Source organism: Lactonifactor longoviformis DSM 17459 (genome assembly GCF_900129135.1).
In the GTDB taxonomy this organism is placed as follows: domain Bacteria; phylum Bacillota; class Clostridia; order Lachnospirales; family Lachnospiraceae; genus Lactonifactor; species Lactonifactor longoviformis.
Map to the genome: position 1 here is coordinate 268,991 of NZ_FQVI01000001.1, position 19,258 is coordinate 288,248.

The window sequence follows — 19,258 nt, forward strand, 5'->3', positions numbered from 1 at the left end:
GCCATTACTGTCTCATATTCTTTCTTTGCCTGCTCAAAATAAGGGGGGGATTTTCTCATACCGTTCTTCTCTGACTGCCGTTACTATGCCGGCGCACTCCTGGCTCAGCTTGTCAAATCCTAAATTAGCTCCTACACCTTTTAAGGTGTGAGCCTGCATGAGAATCTTTTCATAATCTTTTTCTTCTATTCCTTTTGTAAGCTCGCAAAATGTGGTATCGTCTACAAATTTACATAAAAACTTTTTTAACAACGCCTCGTTGTTTGAAAATCTTCGTAAAGTAGTTTCATATGGAAAACCTGCAGCTTCCATTATTTCTTTTATTTCCATATTTTTAATATCCTTTCCGGGCTTTTTTCTCCCTGCTGAAAAAATAATTTCATTTTTTACTATTTTACTCTTCTTTCAATCAAAAGTAAAGCACATGTGGAGTTTGGCAATTTCCTTGTAAAAATTTTGGTTTCATTTTATAATAAATACAATTTTATGTACCATAAGGAGGCATACTACATGAAACGATTACAGATTGAACCCGCAGTTACTGATGCCCAGATTCTGACCATCGCCGGCCTTGCCAAAGAAATATGGCAGCAGCACTTTACCCCTATCATAGGCGCTGAACAGGTTGCATATATGCTGGAACGTTTCCAGTCCTACTCGGCTCTCAAGGAACAGTTAGGAGAGGGATATGAATACTTTCTTCTCAGCCTGGAAGGTACTCCCATCGGGTATTCAGGAATTCACCAGGAGGACAAAACGCTGTTTCTCAGCAAGATTTACATAAAGGAAGCGCACCGGGGCAACGGCTACAGCTCCCAAGTGATTGATTTTTATTCTTCTTTGTGCAGAGAGCGGGGGCTCTCCCTCATCTGGCTGACGTGCAATAAAAACAATACAAATTCCATCGGAGCTTATGAGCATATGGGATTCCGGAAAACAAGAACGCAGGTGGCGGATATTGGGAATGGGTTTGTGATGGATGATTATATAATGGAAAAGAAATTATAGTTTTTTGTATGTGAAGTTCGAGGTTATGTAGTCGGCGAGCGGGGCATTGCAGACGGACGGTCAAGTGAGGAGGTCTTGGGGCCATGGTAAGGGAGGGTACTGCTCCTATCTGCTTGCTGCCGCGTTTCTCCTTAGCTAACTGCCTGGCCGTTCACTAAGAAGCTCAGGAGAGCCTTCGCTCCTAAGTGACCGCCGGCAGTGGATCTTCGGACGCACTCCGCAGTCTGCGCAGATAGGAGCAGTACCCTCCCTTACCATGGCCCCAAGACCTCCTCACTTGACCTGGCAGAGACTCACTTCACATTCACGGAAAACGGGCGGGGAAGGTCGAGAGTTGTACACTTTTCCTCTTGTTTCGCATTATTGTTCCCATTATGTAGCTCTACCCCTGGAACTCTCCCATACCCAAGTGAGAGGAATCCCTCGGCGGCGGGAGGAAGGCTTAAGGTCCGCGGACGATTCCGCAGGAGTGAGTAGAGAGTCTTAGGCAAAACCGGGATTCTCGCTGGAGATTTTTTCGGCAATCCGCGCCGAAAAAAAGTGAGCATGGGCAGAGAATGCACATCAAGCATTCTTTGCACATACGAACGGTGCTCCGGCGGGGATTCCGGTTTTGTCTTAGACTCTCTTCGCGACGGAGGTGTCCCCGGAACTTAAGCCTTCCTCCCGCCCGAACCAGCCAGCCCGCTGCCGCGGGTTCCTCTCACCGTCCCCCCGCCACCTCAACTTTCCGACTTGGAGCACCTTGAATCGAAACTCAAGCGGTTGCATTAAATCTCAATTTTTCGACAACAAATACCGCTTCCGGTACTTCAATTTCACATACCTCATCACCCGGTTAAAATAGGACACATTAACGGCTCCGCCCAGCACTCCCACAATAGGTATACCCTGAATAAACTTCATACAAAGCATATCTTCTGCCATGGCATCTGCTGTCTGCCGCATCTGTTCTTCCACCAGATAAGGAACAGCGATCCCCTGGCTTAAATACTCAGTAATCTCATTTACCTTATCGTCCAGTGTCCGCTGTGTTTCCTCGTGGGCAAGCGCTGCCTCTATCATCAGAAGAATATAATATTTCTCTTCCTCTTTTTCGTAGGAGAATCCATAGCTTATAGCCACTTCATAGATTCCCTTCAGAAGCACACCTATGAACACAGGAATATCAGCCAATCCGATTCCAAGCACCCCCATAACAGTCCCCTCCAAAGCTGTCAGTCCCAGATTAGACATACTGCTCCTGGAGGAAACTTTATTCAGCTGTTTGATTACTCTTTTCTGATCTCTCTTATATGTATAATCCTCTGCTTCATATTCCAGCATTCGCTTTTCTTTGTTATATGTTTTTTCAATCCATCCCGTCCCTTTAGAAAAGACAAGGCGGAACCCTTTATAGAAAGCAGTTTCCAGCTTAACTCTAACCCCTTCCGGAATCTTATTTTCTAACTTTTCCGAGACTGCCCGGACGGTCCCCTTTTTGTTCTTGTCCAGTAATTTCTTCTCTTTTTTGCCAATCTTTTTCAACTGGCTTCTCAAAACATTATCCATAATATTCTCCCCTTATAACGATACAGGCACATCTTCATGTGCCGTCTTCAGCAATGCTAAACCGGCCCCTTTTCCGGTTTAGAATACCCAATTATCATAACATATATTATTCTTGACAGCTGTTAATTTTTCATGAAACATTGGCGGGAATATTTAAAGAAAATTTATATGTTTTGCAATACATTAGAGGAATATAATGAAAAAGGGACAGGGCAAAATGAATTAGGGACAGGCTGGATCGATTTTGGGACGTGTTCTTTGTAGAAAGAACACGTCCCCTTTTTATCCCTCTTTTAGATCTGAGTCATAATAAAAATATCGTATATTGCCTTTATTGCTGTTTCAAAGTCGCTGTCTTTTACACCTATAATGATATTCAGTTCACTGGACCCCTGGTCAATCATTTTTACGTTTATATTGGCATGTGCCAGAGCAGAGAAGATTCTTCCGGCTGTTCCTCTGGTGGCGCGCATTCCCCGGCCTACTACAGCGACTAGGGCCAGATCGGACTCCATCTCTACTACATCGGGCTGTACGGCTCTGTGGATACCCGCTATTACCTGCTGTTCTTTTTCTTCGAACTCACTTTGGTGTACGAATACTGTCATGGTATCAATTCCGGACGGCACATGTTCGAAGGAAATCCCCTGTTCTTCGAATACCTGAAGAACTTTGCGCCCAAACCCAATCTCCGCATTCATCATGGATTTCTCAATGTAAATGGAACAGAACCCTTTCTTGCCGGCCACTCCTGTAATGGTGTATTTAGGTTTTCTGCAAGTGCTTTCTACGATAAAGGTTCCCTTATCTTCAGGTTCATTGGTATTTCTGATATTGATAGGGATTCCTTCTTTTCTTACAGGGAAGATAGCATCTTCATGCAGCACGGTTGCTCCCATATAAGAAAGCTCCCGAAGCTCTCTGTATGTGATGGTCTCAATTACCTGAGGATCTTTAATAATCCTTGGGTCTGCCACTAAAAATCCTGAGACATCAGTCCAGTTTTCATACAGGTCTGCCTTGATGGCCTTTGCCACGATGGATCCTGTTACATCGGATCCCCCTCTGGAAAAGGTGTGAACTACGCCATCCTCTGTGGCACCATAAAATCCCGGGATTACAGCAGTTTTTACATTTTCCAGGCGTGCGGAAAGTATCTCGTCGGTTCTGTCCGCTTCAAAGCTTCCATTTTCGTCAAAGATAATTACTTCTGCCGCATCTATAAATTCATACCCCAAATAGGCAGCCATAATCTTACCGTTGAGGAATTCTCCTCTGGAAGCTGCATACTGCTCTCCCGCACCATTTTTAAATGATTGCTCGATTACCGAAAATTCTTCTTCCAGTGACAGAGAAAGTCCAAGACCATCGATGATCTCCTGGTACCTCTCCTGGATACATCTCAGCAGGTTTTTAAATTCCTTTCTCTTCTCTGCAGCTGCCTGATAGCACTCATACAGCATATCCGTAACCTTAATATCATCAGTAAATCTTTTGCCGGGTGCAGAGGGGATCACGTACCGTCTTGACTCGTCGGCACGAATAATATCCCCCACCTTCTGAAACTGTTCTGCACTTGCCAAAGAGCTCCCGCCGAATTTTACTACTTTTTTCATTGCTGCTTTTCCTCCCGATTGTATGATTCCATTACAACATAATACATAATATTATCGTTAAATTTTAAAAAAGTCCAGAAAAAATTGTCTTTTTTACTAGGAAAATGTCTTTTCCTCTATCATATCCAGGATTTTTTCGTTTGCCTGGTTATTCTTGCTGTTATCTGCTTCGAAGCGTTCCAGCATTCCCAGATAGTCTGCACTCTCTCCGCACACGTCAATACCCAGAACCCTGTGATTTCTGCAGATTTTTCCGTAAACCTCGTTCAGCTGCTTTAAGGTAAGTCCGCCCTGATCCCAGTTGGTAGCAGCCTCCCCTGTGTCTATTACGTCTTTATCAATAGAAATATATACCGGATAATGAATATGCTGCTCCGCAAATTCCTCCCATTCACTGCTTTCCTCCACTGTCTGCCTGCTATATGCTGTAATCCGTTTGCGATATACAGGATCAATGGCCTCGAGCTGCCTTTTTTCCATTCCAATCATAATCACTTCCCGCAGATACTTGTGCTCCTCCAGCGTTCTTCTGACCCAGCAGCCGCAGGATAATAACTCTTCAAAGAGCGGCGGCTGCATATCTGTATGATGGTCAAAAAGAACCAGGGAAAAAGGTTCTCTGATATATTCCAGCAGCAGATAAGTCACATAATGATAATTGCCGGAGTCAATAAAATGAATTCTGGAATGGGGTCTTTGTCTGAGCCGTTTTCTCAGCACAGCCATGGCATGGCTGTCACAGTAGCCATTTACCCCTGATACATCTGTAAGATCGATCCAGATATACTTCTCCTTCCGGTAAAAATCCTGTTCCTCATAAACATGATCAAAATTTAATACTGTTATGGGTTCTCCCATTTATTTCTCATTCTCCCTTTTTTCTGCTGTCAAAATAAACAAACCTGTCTACCGCATCCAGAATGTCCTGAAACTCTTCCCTGGGTGCAAGATCAATATACTTTTTGAGAATCTCCCGTTCCTGATCCTTATATCTGCCATAAAAAATATCAAAAAGATTGTGGCCCCGCAGGTAAATTTTCACGTCCTCCATATGGCTTTTCAGTTCTTCCTTGGATTCCAGGTTCTTCCCCAGCACTTCTGTCAGATGCTGTCCGCTCCGTATTCTCCAGAGGTAATCCTGCCATTTTCCAAAGAGGATGCGGTAAAACTCTTCCGGGGATTCGATCACTCCCAACTGTGCCATAATCTCCGGATTCAGGAAATAGTTCTCAAAGGAATAGTATTTTAAAATGAGTACATTTCTCCTGGTTACCTTGGGAAGCTTATCAATGTCCTCCAGGCTGCGCTCATCGTAATATCTGCAGAGCTGCTTTGCCAGCTGTTCCGGATCCTTCCCGTCCCCGTCCCTTATCATAAGAAACTGGTCCCTCATATATATCTGATTCATATACTTCAGATTTGCATAAGTTTTGATATTTGTACAGCTATTGGTCGTAATGATAGCAATCCGGGAAAGCTTTCCCTTCTTGTCATAAATTTCGGAATAATATTTTTCCAAAAGCAGCGGCAGACGAGTTTTATCCTGTCTTCCCTCTACTATAAATACAAAGCTTACATTCATTAAATCGCTGGCTGAATATCCCAGATCATCCAGAATAGCATTTATATTCGTCTTTTTCCTGGCAACAGAATATTCATCCTCCCCCAATACAATCTGACGAATCTGCCTGCTGTTAAAATTAAAAATCAGATTCGGGGAGTGGGTAGAAAAAATCACCTGATTCTTTTTTGACAGCCGATACAAAATCTCACTGGAAACCTTCTGCAGCTTGGGGTGGAGAAAAATCTCAGGGTCTTCTATCATGATAATACTCGGGATTAGATTTCCCTGTTCCACGTAAGCCTCCAGAAGAGACAGCATGTAGATACTTTTCATGCCTTTGCTCAAATGCTCGATAGGCTGTCTTCTGTTTCTGACGCTGTGATACGTTTCTACCGTAACCTGAAACATATGATCCGGGCTGCATTCCATCGTATAACAGATTTCTTCGGAAGATCCACTGTTTCTGCGGAAATTCCGGTTCACCTTCCTGGAAAAATCGCTGAGGTTCATATGATACATCTTGTACTCCAGAAGCTTTGAAGTCTCAAACACATCCAGCTCCCGGGGCGTCTTCTTCTCAATCAGCCCGATGCAGGAAAAACAGTGCTGGCACTGCTTGCCCTCGTGGAACATACAGCTGCCAGACCGCATTCTGCCGAGAAGTTCATTTTCCTGAAACATCAGCAGATCGTCCTGTATCTCTTTGACCTCCCGCTGTATGTCAATAAAATATATTTTTGGAAAAACCTCCCGAATATGGGAGTTATTCTTTTTAATCCCATCGTGATACCGTATTTTTCCCTCATAATTGGCTGAAAACTCAAAGAACAGCTTACCCTCTTTATAGGAGGGCAGCTTCTGGCAAAAGTCCTTCTCCCACAGCTCATAGCGTTTATACTGGCTGACCATCCCAAGGCTGTGAAGAAGACGCAAATCCTGGGGAGAAAAACCTAACGTAACCTGAATCTCTATATTCTGGCGCTTTTCATTAAAATCTTCTTTTTTTATCTCATACACTCCGCCCACTGCACGGATCGCATCCAGGACAGAAGTCTTTCCCGTATTATTTTTCCCCACAAGAATCAGGGCATTTTCAATTCCCTCTATTCGCATCTCACGGATAGATTTAAAATTCCGAATCACAAGGCTCTCAATCTGCATAATCTGCTCCTTTTCTGGAACAACACGTAACTACGGCAAAAGGACGGAGAGTATGTCCCCGCCCTGTGTTCTCAGGCTAACCTGGAGATAAAGCTTTCAATCTTGTCAAATGCAGTCTTCAATTCTTCAATAGAATACGCATAAGAAATCCGGATAAACCCTTCACCGCATTCCCCGAACGCAGTCCCGGGGATTACAGCCACCTTTTCCTCTGAAAGCAATCGGTTGGCAAATTCTTCTGAAGTCATGCCGAACCTGGATATATTGGGGAAGATATAGAATGCCCCATACGGTTCAAAACAGGGAATATTCATCTGCGCTAACCGGTGCATCAGATATCTCCGCCTTTCATTGTAAGACTGGCGCATTAAAAGTACATCCTCATCCCCGTATCTCAGTGCTCTGACAGCTGCATACTGGCTGTTTGTTGGAGCTGACATTATGGCGAACTGGTGAAGCTTGATCATCTGCTTCATAATCTCACCAGGTGCCAGGGCATAACCAAGTCTCCATCCTGTCATGGCATAGGCTTTTGAGAATCCATTGATCAGAATCGTTCTCTCCCGCATTCCCGGAAGACCTGCTATACTCACATGGGGATCTCTGTACGTCAGTTCACTGTAGATTTCATCTGATATTACAGCCAAATCATGTTTCATAATCAGCGGCACCAGTGCCTCCAGATCTTCTTTCTCCATAATCGCCCCCGTAGGATTGTTAGGAAAGGATAAAAGAAGTGCCTTCGTTTTTGGGGTAATGGCCGCCTCCAGCTCTTCCGGCTTCAAACGGAACTGGTTTTCCTCCTTCAGGGAGATCGTTACCGGCACTCCGTCGGCCAGCTGTACACAGGGTACATAGGATACAAAGGCCGGCTCCGGAATAATCACCTCATCCCCTGGCTCCAGTATAGTACGGAAGGCAATATCAATGGCCTCGCTCCCCCCTACGGTAACAAAAACCTCACTGAAAGGATCGTAGCTAAGTCCCTGTTTTCTCTTTATATATCTGCATATTTCTTCCCTGAGCTCCTTGAGACCGGCGTTGGAGGTATAAAAGGTTCTGCCGGCTTTCAGGGAACGGATTCCCTCCTCCCGGATATGCCAGGGCGTATCAAAATCAGGCTCCCCCACCCCAAGGGAAATGGCATCCGGCATTTCGCTGACCAAATCAAAAAACTTTCGGATACCTGAGGGTTTCATCTGTTTTACTTTATCAGTCACAAACCGGCTCATGGAGTGATCACCATTCTTCCGTCCTGTTTTTTCTTGATCAGGTTAACTCCCTGCTCCTTATATTTAGTCAGCGTAAAATAAGTAGCCGTGCTTTGCACTTCATCCATGGAAGCCAGATTTTCTGACACAAACATAGAGATCTCCTTAATGGTTTTCCCCTTTAGCTCTACCAGGAAATCGTAAGCGCCTGACATCAGATATAAAGTTTCCACTTGGGGATACTGATAAATCTGCTCTGCAATCTTATTATAGCCATCACCCCCCTGGGGAGTTACCTTCAGTTCTACCAGTGCCGTTACCAGCTCCTCCTCTTCTTTGTTCCAGTTAATCAGTGTATGGTAGCCGCAGATAACCTGCTCATTTTCCAGTTCTCTGATAATTTTCTGTACCTCATCTGCCGGCCTGCCCGCCATCACGCCGATCTCCTCAGCGCTTAGCCGGGCATTCCTCTCCAAAAGCCGCAGAATCTCTTTTCTCAATTCTACATCCATGTTCTGTCTCCTCATCTCTGCTCACATGATCCGGTTTACTGTTTTTTATTCCAGCACTCTCAGCTTTGCCAGGAATTCATATCCCAGGGTAGTAGTCCCCACATACCCCACATCTCCGGTCATAAGAACTTCGCCGTCCTCTTCAATTTCTACCTGAAGTTCTCCTCCCGGCATATGAACGGTCATCTTATTGCTGGCAAGCCCCAGACGGTATGCCACGCCTGCCGCCGCACAGCTGCCGCTGCCTGATGCCAATGTATAACCGGCGCCCCTCTCATGAATTTCTATAGCTATATTGTATTCATCTATAGGCTTCATAATCAGCGTATTCATCCGGTTCGGAAAACAGGGGGCATCCTCGGAAAACTTTCCAATGGAACAGACCTTTTCCCTTGAAATTTCATCCATGGGAATGACACAGTGGGGAATGCCTATAGAAACACAAGTGGTCTTGTAGGTATTTCCTCCAAACTCCATCTCCTCATTGATGACTTCCCTCCTTGGTCCTGTGACAGGAATCTCATCGCTGAAAAAATTGAGTTTTCCCATAGAAGCCCGAAGGCGGCTGCCGTTCTCATTGAGATAGGTCACTTCCACAGACCCTCTGTCTGTATGAAGTACAAAATGTTTTTTCTGAACATAGTCATTATCCTTGAGATAACGGGCAAAGATTCGGATTCCGTTTCCGCTCTCCTCTGCCATGCTCCCGTCCGGATTATATATTTTCACATGTATGCCGTCTTCCTCAAAATAAGGTCCCACCAAAATTCCGTCAGACCCCACCCCAAAATGCCTGTCACAAATCATCCTGGCCCGCTTAGGTGTCAGCTCATAAGTATTTTTAATACAGTCGTACACCAGATAATCATTCCCCAAACCGTGATACTTTTTAAATGTAACTGCCATAATTCATACCTCCCTATTCTCTCTTTTCCTATCATAACAAGCATTATTTGATCACAAAATTGAAATGGTGCTTTTTATATTGCAAATTATGCTGTATAATACAAAAGAGGTGTCTACTATGAGTATATACGAGAAGCGCGGGTATTTAAATAGTGAATTTCAGCTTTTTCACCTGACAGATGCCCCTATGACAGAATTTGAATTCCATTACCATGATTTTGATAAAATCGTTCTTTTTATCAGCGGTAAGGTAAATTATATGATCGAGGGAAAAACATATGAACTGAAGCCCTATGATATCGTATTCGTCAGCCACAATGCCATTCATCGACCGGAGATAGACGTAACAGTTCCCTACGAGCGGATCATCGTCTATATCTCTCCCAGTTTTATTAAAGATTACCGCACCGGCGACTATGATCTCAGCTACTGCTTTCAAAAGGCAGAAAAGGAGAACTCCAACGTCCTGCGCATGCATACCCTGGGCAAAACAACTCTTTTTGATTCCGTTGTGGCGCTGGAGCAATCCTTTTCTGATTCCTCCTACGCAAGCAGCCTGTACCGCCAGCTGCTTTTTCTGGAATTCATGATACATCTGAACCGGGCCGCCCTCAGCAATGATCTGGAATACCTGAATACCAGCACCTGCAATTCCAAAATCATGGACCTTCTGGCTTACATTAATGAACATCTGGCAGAAGATCTCTCCATTGACCACCTGGCTCAAACCTTTTATATCAGCCGCTATCACATGATGCGGCTTTTTAAAGAAGAAATGGGGTATACCATTGGGAATTATATTTCATACAAACGGCTCTCACTTGCCAAAGAATTGATAGAGAAAGGAATGCCTGTAACACAAGCCTGCCTGGACTGCGGGTTTAAAGATTACTCCACATTTTCCCGGGCCTATAAAAAGAGGTTTGGGCATTCGGTGACGGGGGATAGATGATGAAATAGTATATGTAAAGTTCGAGGTAAAATAGTCGGCGGGCAAAGTGTTGCGGACGGACGGTCAAGGGCGGAGGGAGGGATGCGGGATTTTTCTCACCGTCCCCCCTGCCATCCACACCTTCCCACTGGGAAATCTCAACCTTAGGATGCTATTTCTCTCCTACTCAACAATCTTATAATACGTCCTTGCCGTCACTCCGTAGACAATTCCATACAGTACCCCAAATACCATGATTACACCCAGAGTACATGCCGCAAACAATCCTACATTCGTCAGATTCATAATTGCCATCAATCTGGTGACGATAGGAAAGGCAAATGCAATGTGTATGACAGCCATAACCAAAGGCAGGAAGAACACGGTAAGTACCTGACTTCTGATAGATGAGCGGATTTCCTTTTTGCTCATCCCCACCTTCTGCATAATTGCAAACCTCTCTTTATCATCATATCCCTCTGAAATCTGTTTATAATAAATGATCAGTACGGTTGCCATTAAGAACACCAGGCCCAAAAAGATGCCGATAAAGAACAGTCCTCCGTATACCGAATAAAAATCTTCTCTGCCGGATAACCTTCCTTCCACATAAACTGCCAGATCCTGGTCTGCGTTTTGCTCAAACCGTGTCTTCAAATCACTCTCAAAGTCCCGAATCTCATTCTCATTGCCCTTTAAGTCAAACCCATAATTATACATAAGCCCGTTGAGATTGGCTTCTTTAAAATCCTGTTTCTGCATCTGCTTCCTCACCGCATCTGCATCCGGGAAAATCAGGTAATATACCTCAATGAGTTCTTGATCCCCTGTTCCCTCTGTCTCAAATAAGTGATCCAGATGTTTCTTCACCCGAAAGGTATCGCCTTCTAAAGTAATGTGAGAGTCTCCGGAACCGTTTTTCGAATACATCATGATTTCGTCCGGATTCAGTGTTTCCTCTTTGTGTTCCAGACGGTTATACTCCTCCAGAGGAATCAGGCATATCTCTTTTAATTGGCTGCTGTTAAAGTCCTGCAGTTCGGTGATTTCAAACTTACTTCCTTCTTTATAAGCAACCATACTTCCCATACTGATAGTAAAGGGGTTCACTGCCTCCATCTGACGGTCCTTCAGGGTCTCCTCTACTACGGAATTGACAATCTGTTTCTTTTCTTCATTGATATCATATCCTGTGACCTGCACTTCTCTGGGGTATCTGGTTTTAAGAGCATCCTCCTGTCCCACATACAGAGATACCGTGCCTGAAATCATAACCAGCACTGCTGTTGAGAGAATGCAGATATTAGCCAGTCCTACCGCATTTTGTTTCATCCTGTAGATCATTCCCGAAACGCTGATAAAGTGCTTCGTCTGATAATAGTATCCCGGATTTTTACGCAGAAGCTTCAATATGGCTATACTTCCTGCCGTAAACAGCGCATAGGTGCCTATAATGACCAGAAGGACGGCTACAAAGAAAAGCATCATCGCATCCAGAGGAGATTTTGTGACAATTGATATTGTATAGCCAATGCCTAAGCAGATAACTCCCACCAGTGCCAGAAGCCATTTTGTCTTGGGTTCCCGCTCTCCTCTCTGTCCCCCCTTAAGGAGATCTATGGGATTTGTCAGGTGAATCTGGTGAAGATTGCTTGCCAAAATCACCAGAAAAATCGCAGCAAAAAGGCAGATCGTAGACAAAAGGGCTTTACCGTATATTGCCGATTTCAAGGTCACTGAGAAATTTAAAAGTTTTAGCAGAAGAAGGAACATGAGACGGTTCAGCAGAAGGCCTCCCACCAGTCCTCCCACTATGATAATCAGTGCGATCTGCAGGGCTTCGCAGAACAGCATCTTACCAATATGGCCTTTATTCATTCCAAGAATATTCAGAAGTCCTATCTCTTTCTGCCTCTGCTTCATTAAGAAACGGTTCGTATAAAACAGAAAAATCACCGCAAAAATTCCGATCACCCAACATCCCAGATTGAGTATAATCTTCAAGCTGGCGCCCCCGCTCATGTGATCCAATCCTTCATTTAAGGAGATGGAATTCAGCATATAGTACATCATCGTAGTGAAAATCCCTGCTAGAATATAAGGGATATATACTCTTTTATTCTTTTTGATGTTATTGGCTGCAAGTTTGTGATAAAAGCCTTTATTCACGTTCCTCACCTCCGCTCATCAGTACAGTCAGTGTATTGTTAATCTGGTGCATAAGTTCTTCACTGTCCATATTTCCCCTATAAATCTGATTGTAGACTTCCCCGTCCTTGATAAACAGCACTCTGCCCGCATGGCTGGCTGCTCTGGCACTGTGGGTTACCATCAGGATAGTCTGTCCGGAAACAAAATGTCAATAGTTTTTTCATCAAAAAAGGCACTTTTTCATTAAAAGTCCTGCTTAAAAGCCGAAAAAGCACGTAAATCCATGATTAAAACGCTCTTCGTTGTCTTATCCCATGCCAACATTTGCCCTTGATTTTTCTGCGATCACTGCATATAATAAAGGTAGGGAAATCCCTACTTTTCATATTTTTAGATAGGTGGTGTAAAATCATGGCAGTAAATATGTTTGTCGATAATGCAAAAGTCATGGCAAAGGGGCAGGTTACAATCCCAAAGGATATCCGGGATGTTCTCGGAGTGGCAAGCGGTGACCGCATTACGTTTATCGTTGAGGGAAATACTGTCCGTATTGTCAATTCTGCTGTCTATGCCATGCAGGTGCTTCAGCAGGAGATGGCAGGGGAAGCGGAGCGCACCGGCTTAACCTCTGAAGATGATGTTATGGAGCTTGTAAGCGAATTAAGAAATGAGGACAAAAACGCATGAGGGTTTTGATCGATACCAACGTCCTGATTTCTGCCGCCCTGAGCGCAAAAGGCGTCCCTTTCCATGCGTATGTAAAAGCGGCGTCCTACCCGAATCATGGGATGATCTGCGAGCAGAATGTGGATGAAATAAAGCGGATTTTTAATAAGAAATTCCCAGACCGGCTTGCTTCATTGGATAAATTCCTATCCGTTGCACTCCTTACACTGGAACTGGTTCCAATCCCAACGGAAACAGACGCTTCAGAAGCACAGATCCGGGATTTGGATGACCGCCCGATCCTGCGTGCAGCCATTGAAGCCAGGGCCGATATTCTGCTCACCGGCGATAAAGATTTTTTAGAATCCGGCGTGGAGCATCCCAGAATTATGACACCGGCTGAATTTCTTAATTATTGAAATGCTGCGGAGCGGGAATCGAATTATTGATTCCAGGCTCCGCATTTCCCTGTGATCTAAACTCACCCTGCCTGTTATACTGATAATTGCTCTCTGAACTCTGCCTGGCGCACTTCATTCGCCAGCATCCGGTTGATTTTCTCTTGCATCGTCTCCCTTGCATTCTCGCTGTAATGAAACCGGACGACATAAGGTGACTGCCCAATCTTCTTTGTAAACGTGTTACTCTCTGTTTTCATATCTACCGTTTTATTCATTGGTTTCTCCTTTCATTGCCAATCTTTCCCAATACGTGTTAATAGAATACGACAAATATAACCACACTGACTATCTGAATTTCTTAGAGTCTTACATAGCCTGCGATTTCAGTATCCACGCCCTTGCCGCTAAGACCTTTTTACACAGAAACACCGTCTACTATAAGCTGGGAAAAATAGAGTCTATCTTAAATCAGGATCTCAATCACTGGAATACGCGCCTTAATCTGATTTTGTGTCTCTGCATAAAAAATCTGTTATAATTTGGCCTCTATATGCATCCAGGGACAAGTTATGCCTTTTTTACACATAAAAACCCCCCTGCATGACCAGATACTTCTTACCCTGCAGGGGGAATACTTCAGATATGTAGTTACGCTTCCGCAGTTTCAGCCTGCACTTCCTCCTCATCCTCCGAAATGTGGGAGGTACAATGAGGACATCTGGTAGCATTTATGCTGATTTCACTCTGGCAGAATGGACAGATTTTGACAGCCGGCACTTCCGGCTCCGGCTTCCTGGCACCGATGGTCAGTAACTTATTCATTGCTTTCAGAAGAAGAAACAGAATAAACGCCATAATCAGGAAGTTCACCACCGATGAACCGAATGCAGACGCATACCCTGCAACTTCTTCCAGACTGTAAAATTTGCGTGTTATAATCATGTTAATAATAGGCTGGATGAAATTGTCGGTAAGGGATGTTACGATGCCTGAAAACGCACCTCCGATAAGTACACCTACCGCCATATCCATCACGTTGCCGCGAAGGGCAAAGTCTTTAAACTCTTTTATAAACTTCTTCATGTTTTTCCTCCTTCGTAATTTACTGCGTGAATATTATAACAAGTTCTCTCTGCATTGCCTAATCTGGACTCAGCTTTGCCGGGCTGTGTCACTCAAACTCTCTGTATTTGGCCGAATAATCAATTTTCACTTTGGTTCCCACCCCTACTTCTGAGGTTATCTCTATTTTGTGGGACAGCCGCTCCAGCACCTCCCTGCAGAGATACAGGCCAATGCCTGTAGACTTTTTATCTTTCCTCCCGTTGTATCCCGTAAAGCCTTTTTCAAATACCCTGGGGAGATCCTCTGCCTGAATGCCAATTCCGGTGTCCTCTATTACCAGAGTCTGCTCTCTGTCCGGATCCAGATAGATAGAGATACTGCCCTTTTTCGTATATTTCAGTGCATTTGAGAGAAGCTGTTCCAAAACAAACACCATCCATTTTTCATCTGTAACTACCCTGCTGCTCACCTCTGAAAGATGCAAGGCAATGTGTTTCAGGATAAAGAGCCTGGAATATTTGCGGATTGCCTGCCGGATAAGATGTTCCATATTGTAAAGACGCAGATTCATATCATTTCCCATATTTCCCATACGGAGATACTGAAGCGCCATCTCCACATACTGCTCTGTCTGAAAAACCTCCAGTTCCATCTCCTCTCTCAGCCGGCTGTCCTCCGACTGCAGCAGGAGGCGCATGGCGGCAATGGGGGTCTTAATCTGATGTACCCAGAGGGTATAGTAATCCACCGACTCCTGATAGCCGGCCTCCATCGCCTCCTGAAGCCTGTTCTTTTCTTCATACAGTGTCCTGACCAGTTCCTGATAATCCTGCTCCAGCAGTTCTCCTGTCCGGGGAAGATTCTCCAGGTGCACAGTGACCTCATGCCTCAGTTCCCTCAAAACTCTGTGCCTGTTCCGAAACCGGAAGAATCCCCCCAGAAAGAGCGGAACACCAGCTGCCAGGCAGAGCAGGGCTGCATACCCAACTGCCTCTGCCGGCAGGTTATAAAGCGATAAAACCATCCAGAAAATTCCGGTACAAAGTGACAGGTACAGAAACAGAGGAAGCTTCTTTTTTGCATATTCCAATAAAACCTTTGGCTTTTTATCCTCTCCCATCTACTCCACCATATATCCGATCCCTTTTTTTGTCTTAATAAAGTCTGTTAGCCCGGCATCCTCCAGCTTTTTCCTGAGGCGCGTCACATTCACCGTGAGGGTGTTGTCGTCAATATAGCTGTCGCTCTCCCAGAGCTTGGTCATAATATCACTTCTGGATACTGCTTTTTGGGCCTGTTCCATGAGCGTCTGAAGGATGCGGAATTCATTTTTTGTCAGTTCTACCTTGTCCCCCTGATAGTACAGGGCTGCATCGCCCAAGTTCAGGATGACTCCTTTGTGCTCTATCATATCCACCTTACCCTGAAAAGAATAGGCGCGCCGGAATAGAGCCTGAATCTTTGCTGTAAGGACATGCAGGTCAAAGGGCTTTTCAATAAAATCATCGCCCCCCATGTTCATTGCCATGATAATACTCATATTATCTGTTGTGGATGAGAGAAAGATGATAGGCACCTTGGAGAGCTTACGGATCTCCGTACACCAGTAGAATCCATTATAAAAGGGCAGTGAGATATCCAGCAGGACAAGCTCCGGCTGGAACTCTGCGAAATCTGACAGTATCTTCTGAAAATCCTCCGCGCAATGCACTTCAAAGTCCCAGGATTCCAGATGCTTTTTTATCGCTCTGGCTATTACCTGGTCGTCTTCCACAATCATTATTCTGCTCATAGCATCCTATTCCTTTCTGATTCATTAGAAGTCCACATACCGCAGCCCGGGCGCAAAATCCGGACAGGTAGCACAGACAGCAACCCTGGCGTCCGGCGCCGCTGTCTGGTATTCCTGAAAATAGTAGGTATCCGGATATTCCGGGGGCTTGCGGGTAAGCGCCGGCCCTTCACTGCCGCCCTTCCCCCCGACTATTATCTCAAAGCTGTCCATGGAAAGTCCCATTCCCTTACCCGTCGCCTTTAAAAAGCTCTCCTTCAGGACCCAATACCTGAAAAATGCCTGCTTTTGTCTCTCCTCATCTGGCTGCATCAGAATGTATTCATATTCCCTCGGCCGAAAATAATGACTGGCTACAGATAGTCTGGGCGCCTTCACCGTTTCCACGTCACACCCCAGCTGCATTCCCCTATGCGCATCTTCCTCTTCTGCCGCAAAAGAGCACAAAGCATAGGGAAAGGAATGGGACAGATTATACAGGGGGTAGTCCCTGAAACCGAATTCCTTTCTGGCTTTTTCCAGCAGTGTCCATACACCCGCACTTAGGGCCTTGTCCTCCATACGGGACAGGCGGTCCGCCTTATCTCTGCGCATAGCAGGCAGCATCCGGTAACAGTGCTCATAGGACGCCTTTTCCATCAGTGGCCGTACATCTCCAATCCAGGTAACTATCAATGTATCACATCTCCTGTCCGTATATATTGAATCCTGTCTCCCAGCTTTCTGCGGAGGATCCCATATGCTTCTTCCCCAGTGCAATGGCAGACCATATAGCTGCAGGGATAGGCAGAAAGCCTGTCCCCTATTTCCCGGATGATTTCCGGCTCTACGGATGTTCCTGCTCTGGGATTTGTCAGGTGAAGCCCTCCAACTACAAGATCCGGCATTCCTTTTTTCAGATGCCTGTAGTGTTCCAGAATATTGATAATCCCATTGTGGGCACATCCGGCCACCAAAATTTTTCTGCCGTTTTCTGTAATAACCAGATTCTGTTCATGTGCAAAGTCATCCTGCACATACCTTTCACCAATTTTCACCTTCAGATTCTGGTTGGAGTCCGGCCACAGAACCCTTCCTTTTACATTGGAAAACAGAAACAGGCTCTCGTCTATCTGAAGTTCCCGCTCTGTAAAATGCATTCTTGGGGAACCCTTAATTTGGAACAGATACCGATATCTGCCCATCCCTTCTGTTTTCCGGAATAATGGGGCAGAAAAGCATCCCTCCGGATGTAGATTCCGGCCTTTTGGTTGACTTCCAGAAAGGCTTCCATTCCTCCCCCGTGGTCATAGTGGCCATGGGAGATTACAAGGGTGTCTGCCTGAGAGATATCAATGCCCAATGCCTCCGCATTGATTAGGAATCTATTGCTGGCCCCGGTATCAAAAAGTACTTTATGCCCTGCCGCCTCAATGTAGAAGCTCAGTCCATGCTCCTTCTCCAGGCCGTCATCTCTTCCGGTGTCCTCTATCAATGTCACTATCTTAGCCAAATCAGATCTCCTTTCCGTTCAGAACCTCCTGATAATCTTTATAGTTTGCCTCCAGCAGCGCCGGGGTGTCCAGCCCATAGGGACACCGCCGGGCACACTGGCCGCAGTGAATGCAGTCTTCTATCTTCTTCATCTTAGCCTGCACCTCTGCAGTCAGCTGAAGCTTTGACGGAGACCGGCGCAGAAGAAGAGACATCCTGGCACAGTTGTTAATCTCAATATCCTGGGGGCATGGCATGCAGTAGCCGCAGCCCCTGCAGAAATTGCCGGACAGCTCCTTTTTGTCCTTTTCGATCAGCTGCCGTATCTTGTCATCCATCACCGGAGGTGTCTTTACATAAGAGAGAAACTCATCCAATTCTTTCTCTCTTTGGATTCCCCAGATGGGGAGTACATGGTCAAACTGTCCCATATAGGCAGCCGCTGCCCGGGAATTGTTTATGAGTCCCCCTGATAAGGCCTTCATAGCAATAAATCCCATTTCCTTCTCCCTGCATTTGCGGACAATCTCCAGATCCTTGGGGGATGCCAGATAACAGAATGGAAACTGCAGTGTGTCATAGTATCCCGATGAGATGGCTTCCTCCGCTGCGGATAAGCGGTGGTTTGTAATTCCAATGAAACGTATTTTTCCCTGCTTTCTGGCCTCTTCCATGGCCTCGAAAAGACCTGTCCCGTCCCCCGGAACGGGACAGAAGGAAGGGTTATGAAACTGAAAGATATCAATATAATCTGTGTCCAGCATTTTCAGACTGGTCTCCAGATCCTTCCAGAAGTCCTCCGCTGTGACGGCAGGTGTCTTTGTCGCAATGTAAACTTTTTCACGCATGCCCTTGAAGGCATAACCAATTTTTTCTTCACTGTCTGTATACATTCTGGCCGTGTCGAAAAAGGTAATGCCGTTGTTATAGGCCTTCTTCAAAAGATAGGCCGCTTCTTCCCTGCCGATCCGCTGGATCGGAAGGGCCCCGAACCCATTTTTATTAACTGTAATGCCGGTGGTTCCCAGTGTAACCTCTGCCATATATTCTCCTCCTTATAGGAATGCTTTTTCAAATCCCCCTGTGTTTCTCCTGTGAGGCGGGATATTAATCCACATATACAGCTATTATTATACCTCCTGATCCATCTGGTCCGCAACCATTCCCGTCCCCTATGGTCATAATTTTATCCGCATTCCGGATGGCAGAGAGAGGTCGCAGTGGGCTCATTGTCTCCACTACTTTTCATA

The 19,258-nt window shown here is 45.3% G+C and carries 22 protein-coding genes and 1 pseudogene; 5 read left to right on the forward strand and 18 right to left on the reverse strand.

The features are described 5' to 3' along the window. Window positions 1-33: 33 nt before the first annotated feature. Window positions 34-330 (reverse strand): Hpt domain-containing protein, encoded by a 297-nt coding sequence (locus BUA56_RS01130; RefSeq protein ID WP_072848379.1) that lies wholly within the window; start codon window positions 328-330, stop codon window positions 34-36. A 180-nt stretch (window positions 331-510) separates the two neighbouring features. Between BUA56_RS01130 and BUA56_RS01135 the strand changes: the two genes are divergently transcribed. Further along, window positions 511-1,008, forward strand: a complete 498-nt coding sequence (locus BUA56_RS01135) for a GNAT family N-acetyltransferase (RefSeq protein WP_072848380.1) — start codon at window positions 511-513, stop codon at window positions 1,006-1,008. Window positions 1,009-1,785: 777 nt separating this feature from the next. On the opposite strand, the gene BUA56_RS01140 is transcribed toward BUA56_RS01135, so the two are convergent. The 7 genes from BUA56_RS01140 to dapF all read right to left on the reverse strand — a co-directional run bounded on the left by BUA56_RS01140 (window position 1,786) and on the right by dapF (window position 9,529). Then, complete coding sequence (locus BUA56_RS01140) at window positions 1,786-2,559, reverse strand: EcsC family protein (protein ID WP_072848382.1); 774 nt, start codon at window positions 2,557-2,559, stop codon at window positions 1,786-1,788. A 293-nt stretch (window positions 2,560-2,852) separates the two neighbouring features. After that, window positions 2,853-4,175: an aspartate kinase gene (locus tag BUA56_RS01145; protein ID WP_072848384.1), complete on the reverse strand. Its 1,323-nt coding sequence runs from the start codon at window positions 4,173-4,175 to the stop codon at window positions 2,853-2,855. A 96-nt stretch (window positions 4,176-4,271) separates the two neighbouring features. After that, the gene (locus BUA56_RS01150) at window positions 4,272-5,033 is read right to left on the reverse strand and encodes an arginase family protein (RefSeq protein WP_072848386.1); all 762 of its coding nucleotides are present in this window, start codon (window positions 5,031-5,033) and stop codon (window positions 4,272-4,274) included. 7 nt (window positions 5,034-5,040) lie between these two features. Then, window positions 5,041-6,900, reverse strand: a complete 1,860-nt coding sequence (locus BUA56_RS01155) for an ATP-dependent nuclease (protein ID WP_072848388.1) — start codon at window positions 6,898-6,900, stop codon at window positions 5,041-5,043. Between the two features lie 71 nt (window positions 6,901-6,971). Next, the gene (locus BUA56_RS01160) at window positions 6,972-8,132 is read right to left on the reverse strand and encodes an aminotransferase class I/II-fold pyridoxal phosphate-dependent enzyme (protein WP_072848389.1); all 1,161 of its coding nucleotides are present in this window, start codon (window positions 8,130-8,132) and stop codon (window positions 6,972-6,974) included. Beyond that, on the reverse strand, window positions 8,129-8,623 hold the full coding sequence (locus BUA56_RS01165) for an Lrp/AsnC family transcriptional regulator (protein WP_072848390.1): 495 nt from the start codon (window positions 8,621-8,623) through the stop codon (window positions 8,129-8,131). Before BUA56_RS01165 ends, BUA56_RS01160 begins: the two co-directional genes overlap by 4 nt. A 45-nt stretch (window positions 8,624-8,668) precedes the next feature. Continuing rightward, window positions 8,669-9,529, reverse strand: coding sequence for a diaminopimelate epimerase (gene dapF, locus BUA56_RS01170; protein ID WP_072848391.1), 861 nt, complete (start codon window positions 9,527-9,529; stop codon window positions 8,669-8,671). A 118-nt stretch (window positions 9,530-9,647) separates the two neighbouring features. Here dapF and BUA56_RS01175 point away from each other — a divergent pair, with 118 nt between their 5' ends. Continuing rightward, window positions 9,648-10,481 carry an AraC family transcriptional regulator gene (locus BUA56_RS01175; protein ID WP_072848392.1) on the forward strand — a complete coding sequence of 278 codons (834 nt, stop codon included), beginning with the start codon at window positions 9,648-9,650 and terminating at the stop codon, window positions 10,479-10,481. Between the two features lie 162 nt (window positions 10,482-10,643). Here BUA56_RS01175 and BUA56_RS01180 read toward each other — a convergent pair whose 3' ends face one another. After that, window positions 10,644-12,629 carry an ABC transporter permease gene (locus BUA56_RS01180; RefSeq protein ID WP_072848393.1) on the reverse strand — a complete coding sequence of 662 codons (1,986 nt, stop codon included), beginning with the start codon at window positions 12,627-12,629 and terminating at the stop codon, window positions 10,644-10,646. Beyond that, a pseudogene (locus BUA56_RS01185) lies at window positions 12,622-12,807 on the reverse strand (ABC transporter ATP-binding protein); the annotation flags it as partial. The pseudogene BUA56_RS01185 and the gene BUA56_RS01180, both read right to left, overlap by 8 nt. Before the next feature lie 215 nt (window positions 12,808-13,022). Here BUA56_RS01185 and BUA56_RS01190 point away from each other — a divergent pair. Together BUA56_RS01190 and BUA56_RS01195 are read left to right on the forward strand one after the other, a co-directional pair. Continuing rightward, a complete protein-coding gene (locus tag BUA56_RS01190) occupies window positions 13,023-13,298 on the forward strand; it encodes an AbrB/MazE/SpoVT family DNA-binding domain-containing protein (RefSeq protein WP_072848394.1) in 276 nt (91 codons plus the stop codon). Continuing rightward, window positions 13,295-13,696, forward strand: coding sequence for a putative toxin-antitoxin system toxin component, PIN family (locus BUA56_RS01195; RefSeq protein WP_072848395.1), 402 nt, complete (start codon window positions 13,295-13,297; stop codon window positions 13,694-13,696). The genes BUA56_RS01190 and BUA56_RS01195 overlap by 4 nt, the downstream gene beginning before the upstream one ends. 74 nt (window positions 13,697-13,770) lie before the next feature. Here the strand turns inward: BUA56_RS01195 and BUA56_RS01200 are convergent, their stop codons facing one another. Beyond that, window positions 13,771-13,953, reverse strand: coding sequence for a transposon-encoded TnpW family protein (locus BUA56_RS01200; protein WP_072848396.1), 183 nt, complete (start codon window positions 13,951-13,953; stop codon window positions 13,771-13,773). 35 nt (window positions 13,954-13,988) lie between these two features. On the opposite strand from BUA56_RS01200, the gene BUA56_RS24050 reads away from it, so the two are divergent. Continuing rightward, on the forward strand, window positions 13,989-14,216 hold the full coding sequence (locus BUA56_RS24050) for a helix-turn-helix domain-containing protein (protein ID WP_158640962.1): 228 nt from the start codon (window positions 13,989-13,991) through the stop codon (window positions 14,214-14,216). Window positions 14,217-14,326: 110 nt separating this feature from the next. Here the strand turns inward: BUA56_RS24050 and mscL are convergent, their stop codons facing one another. The 7 genes from mscL to BUA56_RS01235 all read right to left on the reverse strand — a co-directional run bounded on the left by mscL (window position 14,327) and on the right by BUA56_RS01235 (window position 19,051). Further along, window positions 14,327-14,761: a large conductance mechanosensitive channel protein MscL gene (mscL, locus tag BUA56_RS01210; RefSeq protein ID WP_072848398.1), complete on the reverse strand. Its 435-nt coding sequence runs from the start codon at window positions 14,759-14,761 to the stop codon at window positions 14,327-14,329. A gap of 88 nt (window positions 14,762-14,849) precedes the next feature. Then, window positions 14,850-15,863 (reverse strand): sensor histidine kinase, encoded by a 1,014-nt coding sequence (locus BUA56_RS01215; RefSeq protein ID WP_072848399.1) that lies wholly within the window; start codon window positions 15,861-15,863, stop codon window positions 14,850-14,852. After that, a complete protein-coding gene (locus BUA56_RS01220; protein WP_072848400.1) occupies window positions 15,864-16,535 on the reverse strand; it encodes a response regulator transcription factor in 672 nt (223 codons plus the stop codon). A 24-nt stretch (window positions 16,536-16,559) separates the two neighbouring features. After that, window positions 16,560-17,210 carry a 4'-phosphopantetheinyl transferase family protein gene (locus BUA56_RS01225; RefSeq protein ID WP_072848401.1) on the reverse strand — a complete coding sequence of 217 codons (651 nt, stop codon included), beginning with the start codon at window positions 17,208-17,210 and terminating at the stop codon, window positions 16,560-16,562. After that, window positions 17,207-17,674, reverse strand: coding sequence for an MBL fold metallo-hydrolase (locus BUA56_RS22885; protein WP_158640963.1), 468 nt, complete (start codon window positions 17,672-17,674; stop codon window positions 17,207-17,209). Before BUA56_RS22885 ends, BUA56_RS01225 begins: the two co-directional genes overlap by 4 nt. Next, complete coding sequence (locus tag BUA56_RS22520; RefSeq protein WP_084067548.1) at window positions 17,644-18,027, reverse strand: MBL fold metallo-hydrolase; 384 nt, start codon at window positions 18,025-18,027, stop codon at window positions 17,644-17,646. Before BUA56_RS22520 ends, BUA56_RS22885 begins: the two co-directional genes overlap by 31 nt. 1 nt (window position 18,028) lies before the next feature. Next, window positions 18,029-19,051 (reverse strand): aldo/keto reductase, encoded by a 1,023-nt coding sequence (locus tag BUA56_RS01235; protein WP_072848402.1) that lies wholly within the window; start codon window positions 19,049-19,051, stop codon window positions 18,029-18,031. Between the last annotated feature and the right edge of the window lie 207 nt (window positions 19,052-19,258).

Bases quoted from the DNA above. Each gene is read 5' to 3' on its own strand.
- BUA56_RS01130 (WP_072848379.1), bottom strand. From the start codon at position 330: ATGGAAATAAAAGAAATAATGGAAGCTGCAGGTTTTCCATATGAAACT.
- BUA56_RS01135 (WP_072848380.1), top strand. From the start codon at position 511: ATGAAACGATTACAGATTGAACCCGCAGTTACTGATGCCCAGATTCTG.
- BUA56_RS01140 (WP_072848382.1), bottom strand. From the start codon at position 2,559: ATGGATAATGTTTTGAGAAGCCAGTTGAAAAAGATTGGCAAAAAAGAG.
- BUA56_RS01145 (WP_072848384.1), bottom strand. From the start codon at position 4,175: ATGAAAAAAGTAGTAAAATTCGGCGGGAGCTCTTTGGCAAGTGCAGAA.
- BUA56_RS01150 (WP_072848386.1), bottom strand. From the start codon at position 5,033: ATGGGAGAACCCATAACAGTATTAAATTTTGATCATGTTTATGAGGAA.
- BUA56_RS01155 (WP_072848388.1), bottom strand. From the start codon at position 6,900: ATGCAGATTGAGAGCCTTGTGATTCGGAATTTTAAATCTATCCGTGAG.
- BUA56_RS01160 (WP_072848389.1), bottom strand. From the start codon at position 8,132: ATGAGCCGGTTTGTGACTGATAAAGTAAAACAGATGAAACCCTCAGGT.
- BUA56_RS01165 (WP_072848390.1), bottom strand. From the start codon at position 8,623: ATGGATGTAGAATTGAGAAAAGAGATTCTGCGGCTTTTGGAGAGGAAT.
- dapF (WP_072848391.1), bottom strand. From the start codon at position 9,529: ATGGCAGTTACATTTAAAAAGTATCACGGTTTGGGGAATGATTATCTG.
- BUA56_RS01175 (WP_072848392.1), top strand. From the start codon at position 9,648: ATGAGTATATACGAGAAGCGCGGGTATTTAAATAGTGAATTTCAGCTT.
- BUA56_RS01190 (WP_072848394.1), top strand. From the start codon at position 13,023: ATGGCAGTAAATATGTTTGTCGATAATGCAAAAGTCATGGCAAAGGGG.
- BUA56_RS01195 (WP_072848395.1), top strand. From the start codon at position 13,295: ATGAGGGTTTTGATCGATACCAACGTCCTGATTTCTGCCGCCCTGAGC.
- BUA56_RS01200 (WP_072848396.1), bottom strand. From the start codon at position 13,953: ATGAATAAAACGGTAGATATGAAAACAGAGAGTAACACGTTTACAAAG.
- mscL (WP_072848398.1), bottom strand. From the start codon at position 14,761: ATGAAGAAGTTTATAAAAGAGTTTAAAGACTTTGCCCTTCGCGGCAAC.
- BUA56_RS01215 (WP_072848399.1), bottom strand. From the start codon at position 15,863: ATGGGAGAGGATAAAAAGCCAAAGGTTTTATTGGAATATGCAAAAAAG.
- BUA56_RS01220 (WP_072848400.1), bottom strand. From the start codon at position 16,535: ATGAGCAGAATAATGATTGTGGAAGACGACCAGGTAATAGCCAGAGCG.
- BUA56_RS22885 (WP_158640963.1), bottom strand. From the start codon at position 17,674: ATGCATTTTACAGAGCGGGAACTTCAGATAGACGAGAGCCTGTTTCTG.
- BUA56_RS01235 (WP_072848402.1), bottom strand. From the start codon at position 19,051: ATGGCAGAGGTTACACTGGGAACCACCGGCATTACAGTTAATAAAAAT.